The 16,616-nt window shown below is 57.1% G+C and carries 15 protein-coding genes and 1 tRNA gene; 5 read left to right on the forward strand and 11 right to left on the reverse strand.

Annotated elements, in window-relative coordinates; all coding sequences use genetic code 11:
- Window positions 1-275 precede the first annotated feature (275 nt).
- A complete protein-coding gene (locus ACR0I7_RS07710) occupies window positions 276-1,037 on the reverse strand; it encodes an NAD kinase (protein WP_480509632.1) in 762 nt (253 codons plus the stop codon).
- A 168-nt stretch (window positions 1,038-1,205) separates the two neighbouring features.
- Here ACR0I7_RS07710 and glyA point away from each other — a divergent pair, with 168 nt between their 5' ends.
- A complete protein-coding gene (gene glyA, locus ACR0I7_RS07715) occupies window positions 1,206-2,501 on the forward strand; it encodes a serine hydroxymethyltransferase (RefSeq protein WP_480507207.1) in 1,296 nt (431 codons plus the stop codon).
- A gap of 139 nt (window positions 2,502-2,640) precedes the next feature.
- Here glyA and ACR0I7_RS07720 read toward each other — a convergent pair whose 3' ends face one another.
- From ACR0I7_RS07720 to ACR0I7_RS07735, 4 genes are all read right to left on the reverse strand, one after another.
- Entirely contained in the window at window positions 2,641-2,925 is a 285-nt protein-coding gene (locus tag ACR0I7_RS07720) for a YiaA/YiaB family inner membrane protein (RefSeq protein WP_480509633.1), read from the reverse strand.
- A 38-nt stretch (window positions 2,926-2,963) separates the two neighbouring features.
- The gene (locus ACR0I7_RS07725; RefSeq protein ID WP_480509634.1) at window positions 2,964-3,647 is read right to left on the reverse strand and encodes a PspA/IM30 family protein; all 684 of its coding nucleotides are present in this window, start codon (window positions 3,645-3,647) and stop codon (window positions 2,964-2,966) included.
- Between the two features lie 90 nt (window positions 3,648-3,737).
- Window positions 3,738-4,328, reverse strand: a complete 591-nt coding sequence (locus tag ACR0I7_RS07730) for a TetR/AcrR family transcriptional regulator (RefSeq protein ID WP_480509635.1) — start codon at window positions 4,326-4,328, stop codon at window positions 3,738-3,740.
- A gap of 56 nt (window positions 4,329-4,384) precedes the next feature.
- Entirely contained in the window at window positions 4,385-4,759 is a 375-nt protein-coding gene (locus ACR0I7_RS07735; protein ID WP_480509636.1) for a hypothetical protein, read from the reverse strand.
- 47 nt (window positions 4,760-4,806) lie between these two features.
- Between ACR0I7_RS07735 and ACR0I7_RS07740 the strand changes: the two genes are divergently transcribed.
- A complete protein-coding gene (locus ACR0I7_RS07740; protein WP_480509637.1) occupies window positions 4,807-5,607 on the forward strand; it encodes an alpha/beta fold hydrolase in 801 nt (266 codons plus the stop codon).
- Window positions 5,608-5,610: 3 nt separating this feature from the next.
- Here the strand turns inward: ACR0I7_RS07740 and ACR0I7_RS07745 are convergent, their stop codons facing one another.
- The 5 genes from ACR0I7_RS07745 to ACR0I7_RS07765 all read right to left on the reverse strand — a co-directional run bounded on the left by ACR0I7_RS07745 (window position 5,611) and on the right by ACR0I7_RS07765 (window position 13,986).
- Window positions 5,611-5,799, reverse strand: coding sequence for a hypothetical protein (locus ACR0I7_RS07745; protein ID WP_480509639.1), 189 nt, complete (start codon window positions 5,797-5,799; stop codon window positions 5,611-5,613).
- Between the two features lie 87 nt (window positions 5,800-5,886).
- On the reverse strand, window positions 5,887-7,227 hold the full coding sequence (locus ACR0I7_RS07750; protein ID WP_480509641.1) for an HlyD family type I secretion periplasmic adaptor subunit: 1,341 nt from the start codon (window positions 7,225-7,227) through the stop codon (window positions 5,887-5,889).
- 19 nt (window positions 7,228-7,246) lie between these two features.
- Window positions 7,247-9,526 carry a type I secretion system permease/ATPase gene (locus ACR0I7_RS07755; RefSeq protein WP_480509643.1) on the reverse strand — a complete coding sequence of 760 codons (2,280 nt, stop codon included), beginning with the start codon at window positions 9,524-9,526 and terminating at the stop codon, window positions 7,247-7,249.
- Window positions 9,527-9,563: 37 nt separating this feature from the next.
- Entirely contained in the window at window positions 9,564-11,513 is a 1,950-nt protein-coding gene (locus tag ACR0I7_RS07760; protein WP_480509644.1) for a type I secretion protein, read from the reverse strand.
- 133 nt (window positions 11,514-11,646) lie between these two features.
- Window positions 11,647-13,986, reverse strand: a complete 2,340-nt coding sequence (locus ACR0I7_RS07765; protein ID WP_480509646.1) for a hypothetical protein — start codon at window positions 13,984-13,986, stop codon at window positions 11,647-11,649.
- 609 nt (window positions 13,987-14,595) lie between these two features.
- Between ACR0I7_RS07765 and ACR0I7_RS07770 the strand changes: the two genes are divergently transcribed.
- A complete protein-coding gene (locus ACR0I7_RS07770) occupies window positions 14,596-15,339 on the forward strand; it encodes a helix-turn-helix transcriptional regulator (RefSeq protein ID WP_480509648.1) in 744 nt (247 codons plus the stop codon).
- Entirely contained in the window at window positions 15,332-15,829 is a 498-nt protein-coding gene (locus tag ACR0I7_RS07775) for a hypothetical protein (protein ID WP_480509649.1), read from the forward strand. The genes ACR0I7_RS07770 and ACR0I7_RS07775 overlap by 8 nt, the downstream gene beginning before the upstream one ends.
- A gap of 8 nt (window positions 15,830-15,837) precedes the next feature.
- On the opposite strand, the gene ACR0I7_RS07780 is transcribed toward ACR0I7_RS07775, so the two are convergent.
- Window positions 15,838-15,923, reverse strand: a tRNA-Leu gene (locus ACR0I7_RS07780).
- Window positions 15,924-16,173: 250 nt separating this feature from the next.
- Here ACR0I7_RS07780 and ACR0I7_RS07785 point away from each other — a divergent pair.
- Window positions 16,174-16,449, forward strand: coding sequence for a hypothetical protein (locus tag ACR0I7_RS07785; RefSeq protein WP_480509651.1), 276 nt, complete (start codon window positions 16,174-16,176; stop codon window positions 16,447-16,449).
- Window positions 16,450-16,616: the final 167 nt, after the last annotated feature.

Raw genomic sequence — 16,616 nt, forward strand, 5'->3', positions numbered from 1 at the left:
GGCTTCAAACCGGCTTACCGTCTGGAAACGAAAAGACCCCGGGATTTTGTACCCGGGGCCAACCTACTAAAATATGCCCGAATTCCTATGACGAGCGTAGCACCACCCACCCTCGCCAGCGCGAAAACTGCGCAATCATTTCGAAAACGCCATTTGGTGGCCACTCACTCCCACCTCAGCGTGTTCTCCGGGCAAGAGTAGATTAACCTCTAACTCGCGCGAGACGTGTGAACTGGTTCACATAACCCGCCAGAAACGTAGTTTTCTGCAAGAAATCAGGTGAATTGCTCGGAAATCAGGCGCTCTTCCAGCCCATGACCGGGGTCAAAGAGTATCCGATGCTGAACCTTAGGCTCGGATCTTATTTCAACCCAATCAATGTCTGGAAAAGAAATCGAATCCGCATCTGCCATCACCGGGCGCTTGTCCGCCTCCAACACGTCAAAACGCACCGGGGCTGTCTTGGGCAACAAAGCGCCCCGCCAACGTCGCGGGCGAAACGCGGCAATGGCCGTCAGCGCCAGCACGTCAGACCCGATCGGCAGGATCGGTCCGTGCGCCGAATAGTTGTAGGCCGTGGATCCTGCTGGTGTCGATAGCAGTGCGCCATCGCAGACCAGCTCTGCCAGACGTACCCGACCATCGACGCTTATTCTTAGGCGTGCGGCCTGGGGCCCCGCGCGCAGCAGCGACACCTCGTTGATGGCCAACGCCTTGTGGATTTTGCCCGACTGATCCATCGCGGTCATTGCCAGCGGATTGATCACTTCTTCTTCGGCGGCAACCAAACGCTCCATCAGATCGGCGTCGTCATATTTGTTCATCAGGAATCCGATAGTGCCCCGGTTCATGCCATAGACCGGAACATTGAGATGCTGCGTATTATGCAGCGTACGCAGCATGAAGCCATCACCGCCCAGGGCGACAATGACGTCAGCATCTCTGGGCGCAGCATTTCCATGTTGTTTTACAAGCCTTTCGCGCGCGGCTTGTGCCACGTCCACGTCACTAGCGAGAAAAGCGATTCTTCTTGTCATATTCTGCGTTTCCGGTGCTGCGCATTTGGTTCCGAAACAAACATACCTTTCCGCAATAGACCAGACTTGACGCCGCAGCGGGCCAATTCGTCGCTTTAAAGTCTTTCTCACCGCTCTCGTTTCCGATAGGAAATCCGCAAAACTGTCCCACAGCCATGCGGAGCGCTCATGAACGTCAACCTACGCGACACCGGTTTTTTCACGCAGTCTCTTGCGGATCGTGACCCTGAACTGTTCGGCTCAATCACCTCCGAGCTGGGCCGCCAGCGCGATGAGATCGAGCTGATTGCCTCGGAAAACATCGTCTCGGCCGCTGTGATGCAGGCGCAGGGTTCGGTGATGACCAACAAATACGCCGAAGGCTATCCCGGACGGCGCTACTATGGCGGCTGCCAGTTTGTCGACATCGCCGAAAATCTGGCCATCGACCGGGCCAAGCAACTGTTCGGCTGTGGTTTCGCCAATGTACAGCCGAACTCGGGCTCTCAGGCCAACCAGGGCGTGTTTCAGGCGCTGATCAAACCCGGTGACACCATTCTGGGCATGAGCCTGGATGCCGGTGGCCACCTGACTCACGGTGCCCGCCCGAACCAGTCGGGCAAGTGGTTCAACGCCGTGCAATATGGCGTCCGCCAGCAGGACAACATGCTGGACTATGATCAGGTCGAGGCGCTGGCGAAGGAACACCAGCCCAAGCTGATCATCGCAGGTGGTTCGGCCATCCCGCGCCAGATCGACTTTGCCCGCATGCGCGAGATCGCCGATATGGTCGGCGCCTATCTGCACGTGGACATGGCGCATTTCGCCGGTCTGGTGGCCGCAGGCGAACACCCCAGCCCGTTCCCGCATGCGCATGTGGCGACGACCACCACACACAAGACCCTGCGCGGTCCGCGTGGGGGTATGATCCTGACCAATGATGAAGATATCGCTAAGAAAGTGAATTCAGCAATCTTCCCCGGCATCCAGGGCGGCCCGCTGATGCATGTGATCGCGGCCAAGGCTGTGGCCTTTGGCGAGGCGCTGCGCCCCGAGTTCAAGAGCTATATCCAGCAGGTTGTGACCAACGCGCAGGCGTTGTCGGATCAGTTGATCAAGGGCGGTCTCGATACCGTGACCCACGGCACCGACACCCATGTGGTGCTGGTCGATCTGCGGCCCAAAGGCGTTAAGGGCAACGTGACCGAGAAGGCCCTGGGCCGGGCGCATATCACCTGCAACAAGAACGGCGTGCCGTTTGACCCCGAGAAGCCGACGATCACATCGGGCATCCGTCTGGGCTCACCGGCTGGCACCACCCGCGGCTTTGGCGAGCCCGAGTTCCGCCAGATCGCCGACTGGATCATCGAGGTCGTCGACGGCCTCGCCGCCAACGGCGAAGACGGCAACAGCACCGTCGAGGCCAAGGTCAAAGCCGAGGTTCAAAACCTCTGCACCAAATTCCCCATATATCCTAACCTGTAGAACGCGGGTTACGAACAAAGAACGGCGCCCCACAAGGGCGCCGTTTTCATTTCCAGATGCTCCCACCCCTTTTTAAGCATCAGAGATGCCAAAAGCATTGGGCGTGGCACTGCGCCCACAGGGCGCAGAGCGGTTCTGACTAGACCTCAGAAGTTGGGTCTTTCAGAACATCTTCCAGTAGCTTCTCATTTCGCGCCTCTTCAATACGATTGATACGGTCTTCGGCAGAACGGCTGTCAAAGCGGTATTTCACAACGTTGATCAGGCTCAGCGTCAACAAGACGATGCCCATGCCCCAGTAACCTTTGGTTGCCAACGGCACATCGGTGGACAGATAAAGCGAGATTGCAAGCAGTGCATAGGCCACAGCAACACCGGCACCGTTCAGCATCAGAATAAAGCCATTGTCATTTCTATGTGTCATTTGAATTCTCCGTTTTTTCTATGAGTTGAAGGCAAGGTTCAATTGTGTGGTTTTGTCTTGAGCCGGGCCAAAACATCAGCTGCGGTCGAACGTGTCTTGGGGCCATATCCGGCCTCTTCCATCCGCTCGGCGATTTTGGAATGATCCAGCCCGGCGTCTATCTCGCGCAGAATTTCCGACTGCTCGAAGGGATCATCCTGTTGCATGACGCGGCTGATCAGCGACTCGGCCTCGTCGATGGGGCTTTCGCCACCCAGATGACGGTTCAGTCGCATCTGAAGCCCCTGCTCTCTTTTCACTGCGCGGGCAGAGATCGCGCCCTGTTTGAGGTCCAGAATACGTCGGCTTGCAGCTTCGACGGTCTGACGCAGTTGCAGGATCCGCGCATCGAGGCGATTGATGGTTTGCAATCGCAGGTCGCGTTCGTTTTCCAGATCGGCGACTGCCTGCGCAGCGCTTTGAGCCATGTCCTCACGCCCGTCTTCAAGCGCTTGCCCTGCGCGCATCATCAGATCGTCTATGCGACCTTGCAGAATTTCAACCTGTCTGACCTCGTTTCGTTGTCTTTGAATCAAGCTGGCCAGCGTCAGTTTCGCAGCTTTCAGGTTTTGATCTGCCTCACGGATTTTCTGATCAATCAACTCGATCGAGAACGTATCGCGAAGACGATCTTCTGCGCGGGCATTTGCGCCGTTTATCAGGGTCTTCAAAGTGCCAAACATGCCTTCCTCCATCTATGAACATCGTTCATATATGGGGTGTAGACAAAATTTGAACGCCGCTCAACTTATTTTTGAACATTGTTCATGAAACTATTTGTTTCCAATTTGGAACAAAACCTGAGCGATCATCCGTTCGATCTGCTCTGGGGGCACGCCTGATATGCGATTTTCCAACCCCAGCGTGACGATCCCATGTACCGATGAGAACAGCGCCCGGGTCATCAGCTCCAGCTCTTGCGCATCATAATCCGGAAAAAGCTGGCTGACCGGTTCGGCAATATAATTAAACAGATCCGTCAGCGCCTGACGGTACCAGTCCGGAACCGGGCCATCTGCGGACATTTGCAGATCAAACAATGCGCGCCAGAGATTGGTATTGTCCGCCGCAAAATGCAGATACGCGACACTCATGACAATCAGGCGCTGCACCGGCTCTTCGTTGTCGTCGAACGCATCGCCGACCGCCTGCCCCAGTCTTCTGAAGGTCCGTCCATTCACGGTCAGGACAATAGCGTTCAGATCGTCGAATACATTATATATTGCGCCCAGCGCGCATCCGGCGTCTTTGGCCAGATCACGGGCGCGAAGATCGGAAAGACCGTTCTTCGCAATACGGAGCTCTGCTGCTTCGGTTAGTTTTTCGCGCAATTGCTCGCGCCGAATCTGGGACTTGGTTGACATTGCGCTCTCGGGTTTGAACTGTGTTCACAACCAAGCGCATATGACAAAAGCGGTTCTCAGATCAACCCGCGCCACCTGAGAAAGACTAGTATCAGCGTCGTCAATGCCAGAAGACTGAACGCCAGGCTGCCCAGCACCCCAAGGAACCAGCCCCATCGACGGTCCGCCAGATTGATCGCATTCAAATGCGCCTGTACATCCTGCGAGGCTTGGTTCAACAGCCTGTTGTCAAGCGTCAGGCGCAGCTTAGGGTGTTCTGACAGTTGTTCCGCCCCTGCCAGCAGCAAAGCCTGCCGGTATACACGGCGCGGCAATCGTCGTTTCGCGCGCCGTACAGATGCGTCCAGAGTCTTGTCGCGCACCCCCAGCTTCTTGCGCAACAAAAGTATCGTCTGCGCAATTTCGGTCTGAAGATCGGTTTCCTGTGCCATGGGCGCCTCCTGAACCGACTATGTAACCCCGTCGGCTATTGCCGACAATGGGGCTGGCTGTTCAACGCGACGGCAGGTATCACAGCGTCATGCTGAATATGATCACACACGGCGAACCGACCGACCGCCCGCCCCTGCTTATCGCGCATGGCCTGTATGGTTCGGGACGCAACTGGGGTGTCATCGCGCGCAGATTGTCTGATGAACGTCAGGTGATCGCCGTAGATATGCGCAATCATGGACACAGCCTGTGGGACAGGTCCCACGACTATCCTCGTCTGGCGCGTGATCTGGCAGAAGTTGTTGAAGCCATCGGGCATCCGGCCGATGTCATTGGCCATTCGATGGGCGGAAAGGCGGCGATGGTGCTGGCGTTACAGCATGGTACGCTGGTCAACAAACTGGTCGTCGCCGATATCGCGCCGGTGGCCTATGGCCACAGCCAAATACAGTATATCGAGGCGATGCGCGCCGTAGATATGTCAACTCTTGAACGGCGCTCGGACGCAGAACAGCAATTGGCAGCGCTGGGTGTCGAGAGAGCCCTGCAGAGCTTCTTTACACAATCCCTGAACGTCACCGAAAAGCAGTGGCTGCTCAACCTTGATGCGCTGGCGGAAGAAATGCCCAAAATCATGGGGTTCCCCGACATTGACGCGGTTTGGGAAGGCGCGGCCCTGTTTTTGTCCGGCGGTGCGTCTGACTATGTACTGCCCGAACACAGAGACAGGATTCGCGCCCTATTCCCACAGGCACGCTTTGCCAAGATACCCGGCGCGGGGCATTGGCTGCATGCAGAAAAACCGCGTGAATTCGAGGCCGCTGTCAGAGCCTTTCTGAACGCCTGAACGTCAGGCTGACCGCGAATACAGGCGCTTTGCAACGATCCACGACACAGGCGCGGCGACCACGAATCCGGCAGCTGCTGCAGCGATGATTGTGGATGCTGAAACCAGCCCCGCCGATAAAACGGCGATAACGGCCGAGCCTGCCAGGGCGGTTGAGATCAAAGAATACAGTACAGCTGCGAGGCGTATCATGGCCAGATGTCCCATTGTTTGACGTCCGGCCCCGACAATAAGGTGCTGGCCTGTGCAGAGCTTTGATTTGCATCAGTTTCAAGCCACTCAATGCTCACGGAATGCCCGCGACATACTGTCCACCACCGGTTTGGCGATGTAGGCTGCAAAGGTGCGTTCCTCAGTCTGAATCATAATCTCGGCGGGCATACCCGGTGTGGGTACAAAACCCCGAACGCGCCCCAGCTCATCTGACGTCAGCGAAATGCGAGCCAGATAGACCTCCTGTGGAATCCCCCCGGCCTCTTCCAGCAGGGAATCGGCGGAAACATAATAGACCTCGCCGCTTAGCACCGGCGTCGTGCGCTGATTCAGAGCCACCAGCCGCACGGTTGCATCCTGCCCGGTCACAACACTGTCGATCTCGGTCCGGGGAATCTGAGCTTCGATGATCAAGGGCGCATCAGCAGGCAGGATTTCCGCGATCGGCTCACCGGTTTCGATAACGCCGCCGGGCGTGTGATAGTGCAGGCGCACCACCGTTCCGGTGACAGGCGCGCGCACCACGGCCCGGTCCAGAACACTGCGGGCCTGACGGGCCTTTTCGCGGACACTTTCTAGGTCAGCTTCGATCACGCCCAATTCATCCAGCGCCGCCTCTCGATAGGCCGAACGCGTGCGTGAGATTTGTTCCTCGTACTTCAAGAGCATCTGATTAACCTCTGCCGTTTCGGCCTGAAGTCGGGCAAGCTGACCTTCTGCCTCGGCCTGAACACGGCGGATCGTGTTCAGATCACCTTTGCGGACCAAGCCTTTCTCAAACAGCGATTTCTTGGTGTCATATTCTTCCTGAAGGATATCTTGCCGCCGCTCCATGCTGGTCAATTGCGCCTCAAAGCCCGATGCCCTGATCTTGAGCGCCTCCATGTTGCGTTCGAGCAGGGCGATGTCGTTCAACAGCGTCTTCCGCGACACCTCAAAGCTCAACTTCTGATTGTCCAATATGGTCATAACCTCAACATCGTCCGACGCGGCGATCAGCGCGGGGGAAAAGGATAATCTGTCCTGCTCGCCATACTCGGCCAACAAGCGTTCGACCATGGCCTGCAGGCGTATCTTTCGAATGAACAGCTCGCGTTCATTGGCCTCGGCCGAGGTCTGATCGAGTGTCATCAATATCTGCCCAGACTGCACGGTCTCACCTTCGGACACCAAGATATCCTCGATGATCCCACCTTCGAGGTGTTGAACAATCTTGTTGCGCCCGGTGGCCACAAAACTGCCCTGAGCGATCACCGCAGCGGCCAGCGGTGCCCGAAAGGACCAGACGCCAAACCCGCCAAAGCAGAGGATCAGAAGGACAAGACCCAGAACGATCAGCCTGTTAATCGATCTCGGAACCTCAGAGTACCAAACAGCGGGATTCTCAACCCGAACCAGTTCGCTCATCACTCTCCTCCCCTTAACCTTACAACTCGGGCTGCTGGCGCGGCCCGTTCAGTTGCTGCAGCACCTGTTCGCGCTGCCCAAACAGCGCCACACGCCCATCCGTCAGCAGCATGATCTTATCGACCACATTCAACAACGTCGGTTTCTGCGTGATGACCACAACGGTGATTTTATTGTCTTTTGCCTGCTCAATCGCCCGCGCCAATGCCTTGTCACCGGCGACATCCAGGTTGGAGTTCGGCTCGTCCAGAACCACCATCTGCGGATTGCCAAAAAACGCACGCGCCAGAGCGATGCGCTGTTTCTGCCCACCTGACAGCGGCGAACCATCGGCGGCAACCACCGTCTCATAACCCTGCGGAAGGGTGGCGATCATATTGTGTACATCAGCCAGCACCGCCGCGTCGTGAATCTGTTCATCGGTCGCATCGGCCCGCATACGGCCGATATTGTCCTTGATCGTTCCGGGAAACAGCTGCACGTCCTGCGGCAGATAGCCGATGCTTTCGCCAAACTGGCGCGGGTCCCAGTTGCGGATATCCATCAGATCAAGGCGCACACTGCCCGACGTCGGCAGGATCGACCCAACCAGCGTTTTGCCGAGCGTGGTTTTTCCCGCCCCGGAATTGCCAATGATCGCAAGGGTTTCCCCGGGGTTCAGCGAGAATGAGATACCGTTCAATACAACCCGCTTTGTGCCCCCCGGTACATATAGCAAGCGTTCGACATCCAGCCGCCCTTCGGGTTGCGGCAGGCGCAGTTTTTCGAATTGAAGGGCAGAATTGGCCAACAGGGATTTGATGCGGTCAAACGCGCCGCGGGTCAGCAAAAAGCTGTTCCAGCCCTCAATTGACCCCTCGATGGGGGCAAAGGCGCGGCCTGCGATGATCGAGGCGGCAATGACCATCCCTCCGGTGATCTCGCCCTGCAAGGCCAGAAATGCGCCCCAGCCCAGAATGCCAATCTGGGTCAGCAAACGCACCGCGCGCGAAATCGCGGCAAAGATCACGTTGCGATCCTGTGCCCTGACCTGCCATGTCAGCGATTGCGCCGTGTCGCGGCCCCAGATACGGACGGCCTCGGGGATCATCGCCAGCGCGTTGATGATCTGGCTGTTGCGCGACATCGAATCCAGATGCTGGTTGGCCAGAGATTGCGCCCGGTTGGCCTTGGCAAAGGGCTTGGCGGTCATTTTCTGGTTAATCAGCGCAATGATCATCAGCAGCAGCGCCGTCACCACCACAATCATCCCAAGCTGAGGATGAACCAGAAAGATCATCAAGATAAAGAGCGGCGCAAAGGGCACGTCCAAAAAGGAAATCAACGTCCCCGACACCAGAAACCCGCGCACCTGCTGCAGGTCGCCCAGCGTCTGATATTCCCGCCCGTTTCCATGCAGCGAGGCATGGGCTGCCGCGCTCAGGACCGGAGCCCCGAGACGGGCGGCCACTTCTACGGCAGTTCGCATCAACATGAACCGCCGCACCGCGTCAAAGATCGATTGAAAAATCACCGCACCGGCAACAATCGCGGTCAGCATGACCAGCGTATCCAGCGAACGGCTTGTCAGAACCCGGTCGCTGATTTGAAACAGATAAATCGGGATCGCCAGAATAAGGATATTGGTCGCACAGGTCAGCACCAGCACAAAGGCCAGGTTGCGCCAGATCGCGCGCATCGACACGCGCAATGTCTTCTGGAAATCCTCGGGCGGCGTGCGCTTGTGAAAGGTTTGGGGTGGCCCTTTGCCGTCTCCGCCGCCTGAATCAGAGCGGGTCAACGGCTGATTTGCCTTGGCCTCGATAGTGGTGCCTATGCGATCCGTTCCACCCGACTGCGACGAGGGGGTCTTCCGCGCAGTCGGCTGTTCAACGGGTTCCGGATCGAGGTCATCGGCATCGGCCACCCCTTTGTCGCTGCCCGCACTCTGGGAATTGGGTACGGGCTGCGGCTGCTCGCGCCGAAGAGGAGGTTCGGCGCATGGTCGTTCATGTTCGTCCTGCTGCTCACCCCGTACGCGGGCAGCTTCTTCGGGCTGCATCGCAATCTGTTCTTCGCCGTCGGCCGCTGATGCGGGCTCTGTCTGACCGTTTTCTTCGCACAGCCCGGTCGGGCTGCAGTCGGGTTCCGGCAAACGCATATCCCTGCTCAGCCTCAATGTGGACATCTCCAAATCTGTGTCCCCCGCACCCTTAGGCGCAACCTGATCATCAGGGTTCAGAGTCAGCCGTCCCCCACCGCCATACCGATCCAAAGGGCTGGCAAAGCGGGTGCGGCGCGACGTAAACACGATCGACATAACTAAACTTTCCGGTCACTCGTTAAGTACTGGGAAATCAGGCCAGCATGGATTGCAGGCCATCTGAGGCGTTCGCCAATTCGGCAGGCGTCAATTCGATCGCCGGCATGGACCCGGTTTGACCGGATGCGCCCACCGCCTCTTCCAGAAGAATGGCGATGGCGTCGTTGGTAAGTTCGGGGTTTTCTTCGTTGTCCGGCAGATCAAGCAGGCTGGCCTGATGCAGCAACAGATCGGAATAGGTTCCCTGACCCGCCATGACCGTCGAATCCACACCGATTTTGGTAATATTCGCCGCGTTCAGCATCGCGTTGCTGCCTGCAATCACCTCGGTCTGGGCGGCATGCGGCCCCGCCAGATGCACATCATCCTGATCGGCCAGCATCGTGGTCTGTTCAATGATGTTGATCTGCAGCAGATCACCGTCGATCTTCAGCACGCGCATCTGTTCCGTGCCCGCGAACATGGGATCGTTCAGCAGCGCCTCTTCCAGCGCGGCCATGTCCATCTCGGCAAGGTCCATCGCTTCGGCCAGATCATCATACAGCTCTTCCGACGTGTCCTCGCCCATGGTTGTCAGTGAGGCCTGGTTCATGACCAGATTGTCATCTCCACCACCTGCGCCCCCGGACAGGCCGCCGGTCACGACATCATCATCCATCAGAACAAGGGTCTGATACAGCATGTCGATCGAGACCATGTCCCCACCGATCATGATAAGGTCATAATAGCTGCCCAACTGGATCAGGTCCGAGACGTTGACCATCTCGTTGTCGCCCATGGCATAGAGTGTCGAAGCGGCTGAAATCTCGGTCTCGATATGGTCGATATCCGTGGCGTCAATCGTCTGCTGAATGAAATTCGCGACGACAAGATCGCCATGTATCCAATCCACGGTCAGGAACGAGGGCTGCGCGCTGCCTTCGGTGCTTTCCGCAAGCCAGGGCGCGGGCGCGGCTTCGACCTCGATCTGCGCCGATTGGACTATGCTGGTGCCCGACCCGCTGCCGGTATTGCCCTGATCCATATCCAAGACGATGGCAACCTGAGACACCATTGTCAGGCTGATCGCCTGCCCGCCAACGGCAATGTAAGGCGCATCTACCCAGGCAACTGTGGCCCCGACCGCGTTGACCGCCAGATTGCCGCCGACAATCACCACGTGGCCATCATCAAATTCGGGGTCTTCCGACTGGTCCCATTCATCCGGCAGCAGCCCGGCCTCTTCGGTCTCTTCCACCTCGTCGGGCTGGTGATAATCTGGCAGCAGGTCTTCCCAGACGGGGGCTTCGTCGACATGCTCGCCATTTACAATCACACCCATGGCGTCGTCGCCGTGGAACTGATGGATCGTGACGCCATCAACCTCGGAATTCATCGGAGCCTGCATCTGCTCGGCCAGCTCTTCAACGTAGTCACCCGACAAATAGTCGGAAATCGCCAAAGAGGGCGCGGACATCGCATGCAGTGACAATGCCATATCCAGCGTTGCCTCGGCCTGAGCCATCAGGACATTTGCATCCCGAAAGTCACCTTCGCCAACGGCGTCGTTGTCACTCAGCCGCAGGGCCTGGAAAGTATAGGTGACTGCGGAACCCAGCACCTCGCCCTGCGGCTCGGGTTGCAGAATGACAAGCTGAGGAGCCACCGCGAACCCCAGCTGACCATCGGGCAAAACCTGCTGGGGGATGCCCGGCGTGCCCAGGGTGATGATCGTCTCATCGGTCGGCCCGCCATAATAGGGTGGCAGACCCGGCTCGGCTGGTGGTGCTTTGAAACGGAAAGGCAGCGGGTCATAGTCGCCGGGATCAAGATCCAGATCCGCCTTGACCCGGATGATGGTGGGATCGTCCAGCTCATCAATTTCCGCCTTGCGCCTGAGCGCCGTGAACTCTTCGTACTGATCCCTCAGGCGGGCTTGTTCAATCGTCAGGTTAAAAGTACCAACAAAATGCGCAATCGTTTCCGTAACACTGTCGAGTGACATACCTACTATCCCTCTCACCCCGCCCGGCAGCAAATTTCCGGTTTGGGTTTAGCTGGGCCGAGGCCGCAAATCGCGGCCCCGGCATTCTTGTGAAACATGAGGGGCCGAAAATGCGGCCCCTCGCGATATTGGCTTACACGTCGGTGTCTTCGCTCGAATATGTCGAGGTCATCGACCCGCCAACCATGGTCGTATCGACCGAGTTGCCAAGCACGTTGGCACCCATAACGATCGACTGGTTGAAGGCTGACGTATCCACAACTGCGGCTGCCGATGCGTAGGATTCGCCGGTCACGATGCCATCGCCACCATTGTTTGAACCCCACATGCCGCCATTGCCACCGGCACCGCCGTCACCCGAGTAGGCACCTGCCGCGCTGCCACCGGTGATCGTGCCACCCATGGTATCGCCCGACATCGCCGTACCCATGGCCGAGCCGCTGGTACCGCCGCTTGCAGCAGCTGCGCCGCCGGCGCCACCCGCACCCGAGGTGGCCGCGCCCGTTGCGCTGCCCGTCCCGGTCGAGGTTGCGTCATTGTCGTTCGCGGCGTCTCCGCCATAGCCGGCAATAGCTTCGGCCAGGCTGTCTGCGGACCCATTGGTGTCTGCATCTGCAAACACATCAGCCGCACCACCTGCGCCACCTTCGCTGTCGGCCTCGGTCGAACCCGTGCCGGTACCTGTCGAGGTGGCGGTTGGGCTTACAGACCCACCTGCACCACCCGCGCCTTCTGCGGCAGAGGTACCCGAGCCGGAACCGCTGGCCGCACCATTGGCAGCGTTCGAGCCACCTGCGCCACCCGCAGCCTCAGAGGTTTGCGGATTGCTGGCCGCGCCGTTTACGTCGCCGGGGCTTTGGGTGATGTTCGGACCACTTGCCGACTGATCGCCCACACCCTGTGCGCCCGAGTTCGCAGCCGAGCTGCCGCCGGAACCTGCGCCGCCAGAACCTGGGCCGCCGCTTCCTGCACCACCCGATCCGGCACCGCCGCTTCCTGCGCCACCCGATCCGGCACCGCCGGTTCCCGGGTTGTTGCCCGAAGTTCCGCCACCACCGGTATCAGCATCTGCGTTTCCGGCGTTCAGACCGGGTCCACCACCGATTTCCTGGTTCAGCGCAGCAATCGCCGCTTCGACCATACCCGAGAAGCCACCCGAGCCGTCACCACCGGTTCCGGCACCGCCGTTGCCTGCACCGCCAGCTCCGGTTCCGCCAGAGCCCTGACCGCCAGTACCGCTACCACCAGTACCATCTGCACCGCTGCCAGCTACGCTGCCTGCTGCACCTGCGGCACCGTTGCTGCCAGCAGTTGCATCATTGGCTTCGTTGTTGCCCGAGCTGTTGTTCGAGGCAGAACCGGTATTCGCCGATTCAGCACCACCACCATTGGCACCCGATGCACCGCTTTCGTTGCCAGCCAGACCAAGACCTGCCCCGATCGAGGCAGAAGTGTTATCTCCACCATCTGCAGAGCCTTCGGCATTGGCGCCCGACAAGCCCAGACCAAGACCCATGCCAAAGGATTCAGCGTTACCGCCGTTTCCGCCTGTGCCCTGACCGTTGGCATTCGAACTGCCGGAATTTGTGGCTTCAGAAGTGCTGTTTGCATTGCCGCCATTACCGGCATTGCTTTCACCGCTTGCTTCTGCGCCTGACAGGCCCAGACCAAGGCTGGTGTTGTTTGCATCACCAGAGCTGGCGCCATCGCCACCCTGCGCGGCCGCACCGGCGTTACCGGTATGCCCACCCAGCGCGAAGGCGTTGCTGCCATGGGTCTCAGCTGCTGCTGAGCCACCATAACTGGTGCCGCCAGCACCCGAGTCACCACCATTCGCAGAAGACCCGATACCCTCTTCGGCATGGGCAGTTCCGCCATTTGCATTGCCGTTCTGATAGAAGCCGGCATTGTTGGATACGGTTGGTGAATCCAGGGTGTCATCATCGCTCAGGTTCGCCAGCTGGCTGTTGACTGATGACATATCATTGCCGGGACCGTTCAATGAGATGTCCAGGTTCAGATCATCGCCGGGATCGTAGTTTACGTCACCACCGGCCGTAATCACATCACCAATCGTTGCGGAATCCCCGATATCCAGATCAACCTGATCGTCGTCCCGCGGAATCCACTCGCCACCTCCAAAGTCGATATTGATCGCGTTGTTGTTGGAGTTCGAATTGCTGTCGTCACCGCCATTGGTGTTTTGCTGCTGCTGGCCCTGCTGTTGGGCCTGACCCTGAGCCTGTTCTTGGCCCTGCTCATTCTCGACATTCGTCGCCTGAGCCTGCGCCTGGTTTTGCTCATCCTGGTTGTTGTTGGTATTTTCGACGGCCTGTTCCTGCTGCTGCGCGTTCAGGTTGGCCTCGATTTCCGCTTCATCAATCTGAACCTCGGTATCTACGTCAGCGTCGAGGTTCTCGACATTAATTTCATCAACGGTCGTAACATTTGTATTATTCGTATTGCGTCGCATAACAATTATCCATTTTAGATGCGCCAGACCGCCATTCATCTACAAAGCGATATTCGGCGCGGTTGAAACAGAATTTGCGCACCCATGCTCCAAACGGGCATGCATGCGGCCTTGATCATTTGCTTTTGTCTATGCGCCCCCTTTCTCGGCCAAGCCGACTCAGTGACCGCTCGAAATTCGCGAAGTATGCGGATGGTGGTCACGTCAGGTACAATTGCGCTTCGTGAATAGAAGCAGCGCCATGGTTGCAGCAGTTACCCTTGCTGCATAGCTGGCCGAAGGTACTATAAATGAGTAAGTGCTTTTGTTTAATGGATATTTTTAAAACTTCAGCAGTTATCAGACGAAAATACAGCGCGTCTGACCACCTCCTGAATCGGCGATTGGAAAATCCATTTCTTTCCGACTGTTAAGCGGACATCGAAAACAAAGACCTAACCGAAAGTTCTAAATTCAACGCGTTTCAAGAAACAATATGTTGATGAAATTCGAACTTTCGGATATGATCGATCCTAATTTTTTAAAGTTATTACCAGTTTCACACCGGGCAAAAAGCACCCATTAGCGGATGCAAAAAACGGTGAGTTTTTTTATTTTGGGGGAAGGAAAATGTCTGTTTTAGAGAAAGACAGGAATTCATGTGCCTCAGGTTCTTCCGAAGATTTTGCGATCATATTCATCGGGCGTGAGCTGTTCTACTCAAATCAAACCCTAAAAAGCGTTCACAACGAATTTGGAGTGACCGCCCGCCGCGTGGACAGTCTTGGGCCACAGCTAGCCGCACCAAACGCCGGAAAGGTCCTTGTCGTCGATCAGATGCTGCTTGAAGATCTGGTAAGCCGTCCATCCGAGTATGAACAGGCGGCATCCTCGGGATGCCTGGTGTTTGCCTATCGCAAGGACGAGGCGGCCCGATTCCTGTTTGAGCACTGGGATCGCTCTCGTTTTGGCGACATCGGATACCTGCCGATGAACGTGGCTCCGGATGTCTGGCGCGCAATTCTGCGACTAGTGATGCATGAAGAGCTGTATCTTCCAAGCTTTCTGGCTGATTGTCTTCCCTGCGCAAAGAACAGGACCAACCATCAGGCCGAATCCCCACATGATGCGCCGGCTAAAGAAGAAAATCCGCTTTATTCCAAGCTCACCCGTCGTGAGAAACAGGTTCTGCGGCTGGTCTCTTTAGGTGAAAGCAACAAGGCCATCGCGTCAAAGCTGGGCATAACCGAGCATACAGTCAAGCTGCACATGCATAACGTGTCTGGGAAAATCGGCGTCAGCAACCGAACCGCCGCGGCACATTTCTATTTCGAAGCGGCCCCGGCCGAAGCGCCGCAGACCCCTCTTGACTGACGGGCCTGAAACAAAGTTCGACCGCCTGATCCTGCTGGTCGGGCGGTTGAACTATATGTGGACCAATACGGAAAGCCTGCTGATCCATCTGATCGCTGGCCTGAGCTGCACCAGCAAGGATGTCGCCGTTATTATCTTTTTGACCCTCAACACCACCCGCGCCCGCATCGACCTGGTCGAGCGTCTGGCGAAAATGGAGGGACGATCCCCCGATATCCGCGACAAGATCCTTGAACATACCCAGCGCCTGACGAAACTGTCTGGCGTTCGGAACAAATACAACCACTGTATCTATTCCTTCGATCAGGAAAGCGGCAATCCGAAAACCATCCTAATGCGCATTGCGGATCGCAAAACCGATATCAAACTGGGGCGGGAAGACACGGTGGATGACACCGCTCTGCAAGAGATCGAGCGGGTGGTCGCCCAGCTTTCAAAAGCCAATCAGGATATTTGGCGCCTGATAGCGCAGCTTGGATACCCTGTGTAGTCAACTCATGGTGCGGGCGGTGGGACTCGAACCCACACGGCGCTAAGGCCTTCGGATTTTAAGTCCGATATGTCTACCATTCCATCACGCCCGCGAGACAACAAAAACCGCCGTCAGCAGCATCGTCGCGCTCTGGGAAAATGCTTACAACCTACTGCCTCGATTGGAAAGGCGGTTATAAGCAAACACCCCCTTCTGCCCAGACGCCTGATTTTGGTCTGGTGCAGCAAGTCCGGTGAAAAGTCTAAAATTTCACTGAGATGTAGGTGAAGTACTTCACTGTACGTTGTTCGACACCTCTCTAATACACAAGCTGCAATGTCGTATTTAGGAGAATGACAAAGATGGCGACGACGAAACAGATCGAAGCAGCGGCAAAGAAGATGCAGGCTTCGATGACCAACATGAAGAAAGCACAGGAAAACCTGGATAAGGCCAATCGCGACATGGCCAAATACGACACGATCATCAAGAGCGGCGATTTATCCAAAATGGGATCTGCGACCGTTGAGCTGTCCAAAATCATGATCAAGATCGGCGACCTTCATAAGAAGGTGCATGATGCCAAAAAGAAATTCGACGAAGATCTCAAAGCGTTCTCCAAAGTGGCGCCAAAGTAACCATGACCGCGCAGCCCTCGAGGCTGATGGCGGAAAGGAAGAGACGCTCAAACATCAATGACCAATGCATGGGGTTGGTCATTGATCTTCAACACATCCTTCCGGAAACCAAACCCGCAGAACGATCCCACAGCGGAGATATGATGCCTACGCAGAGCGATCACCCC

The organism is Ruegeria sp. AM1 (genome assembly GCF_056540745.1).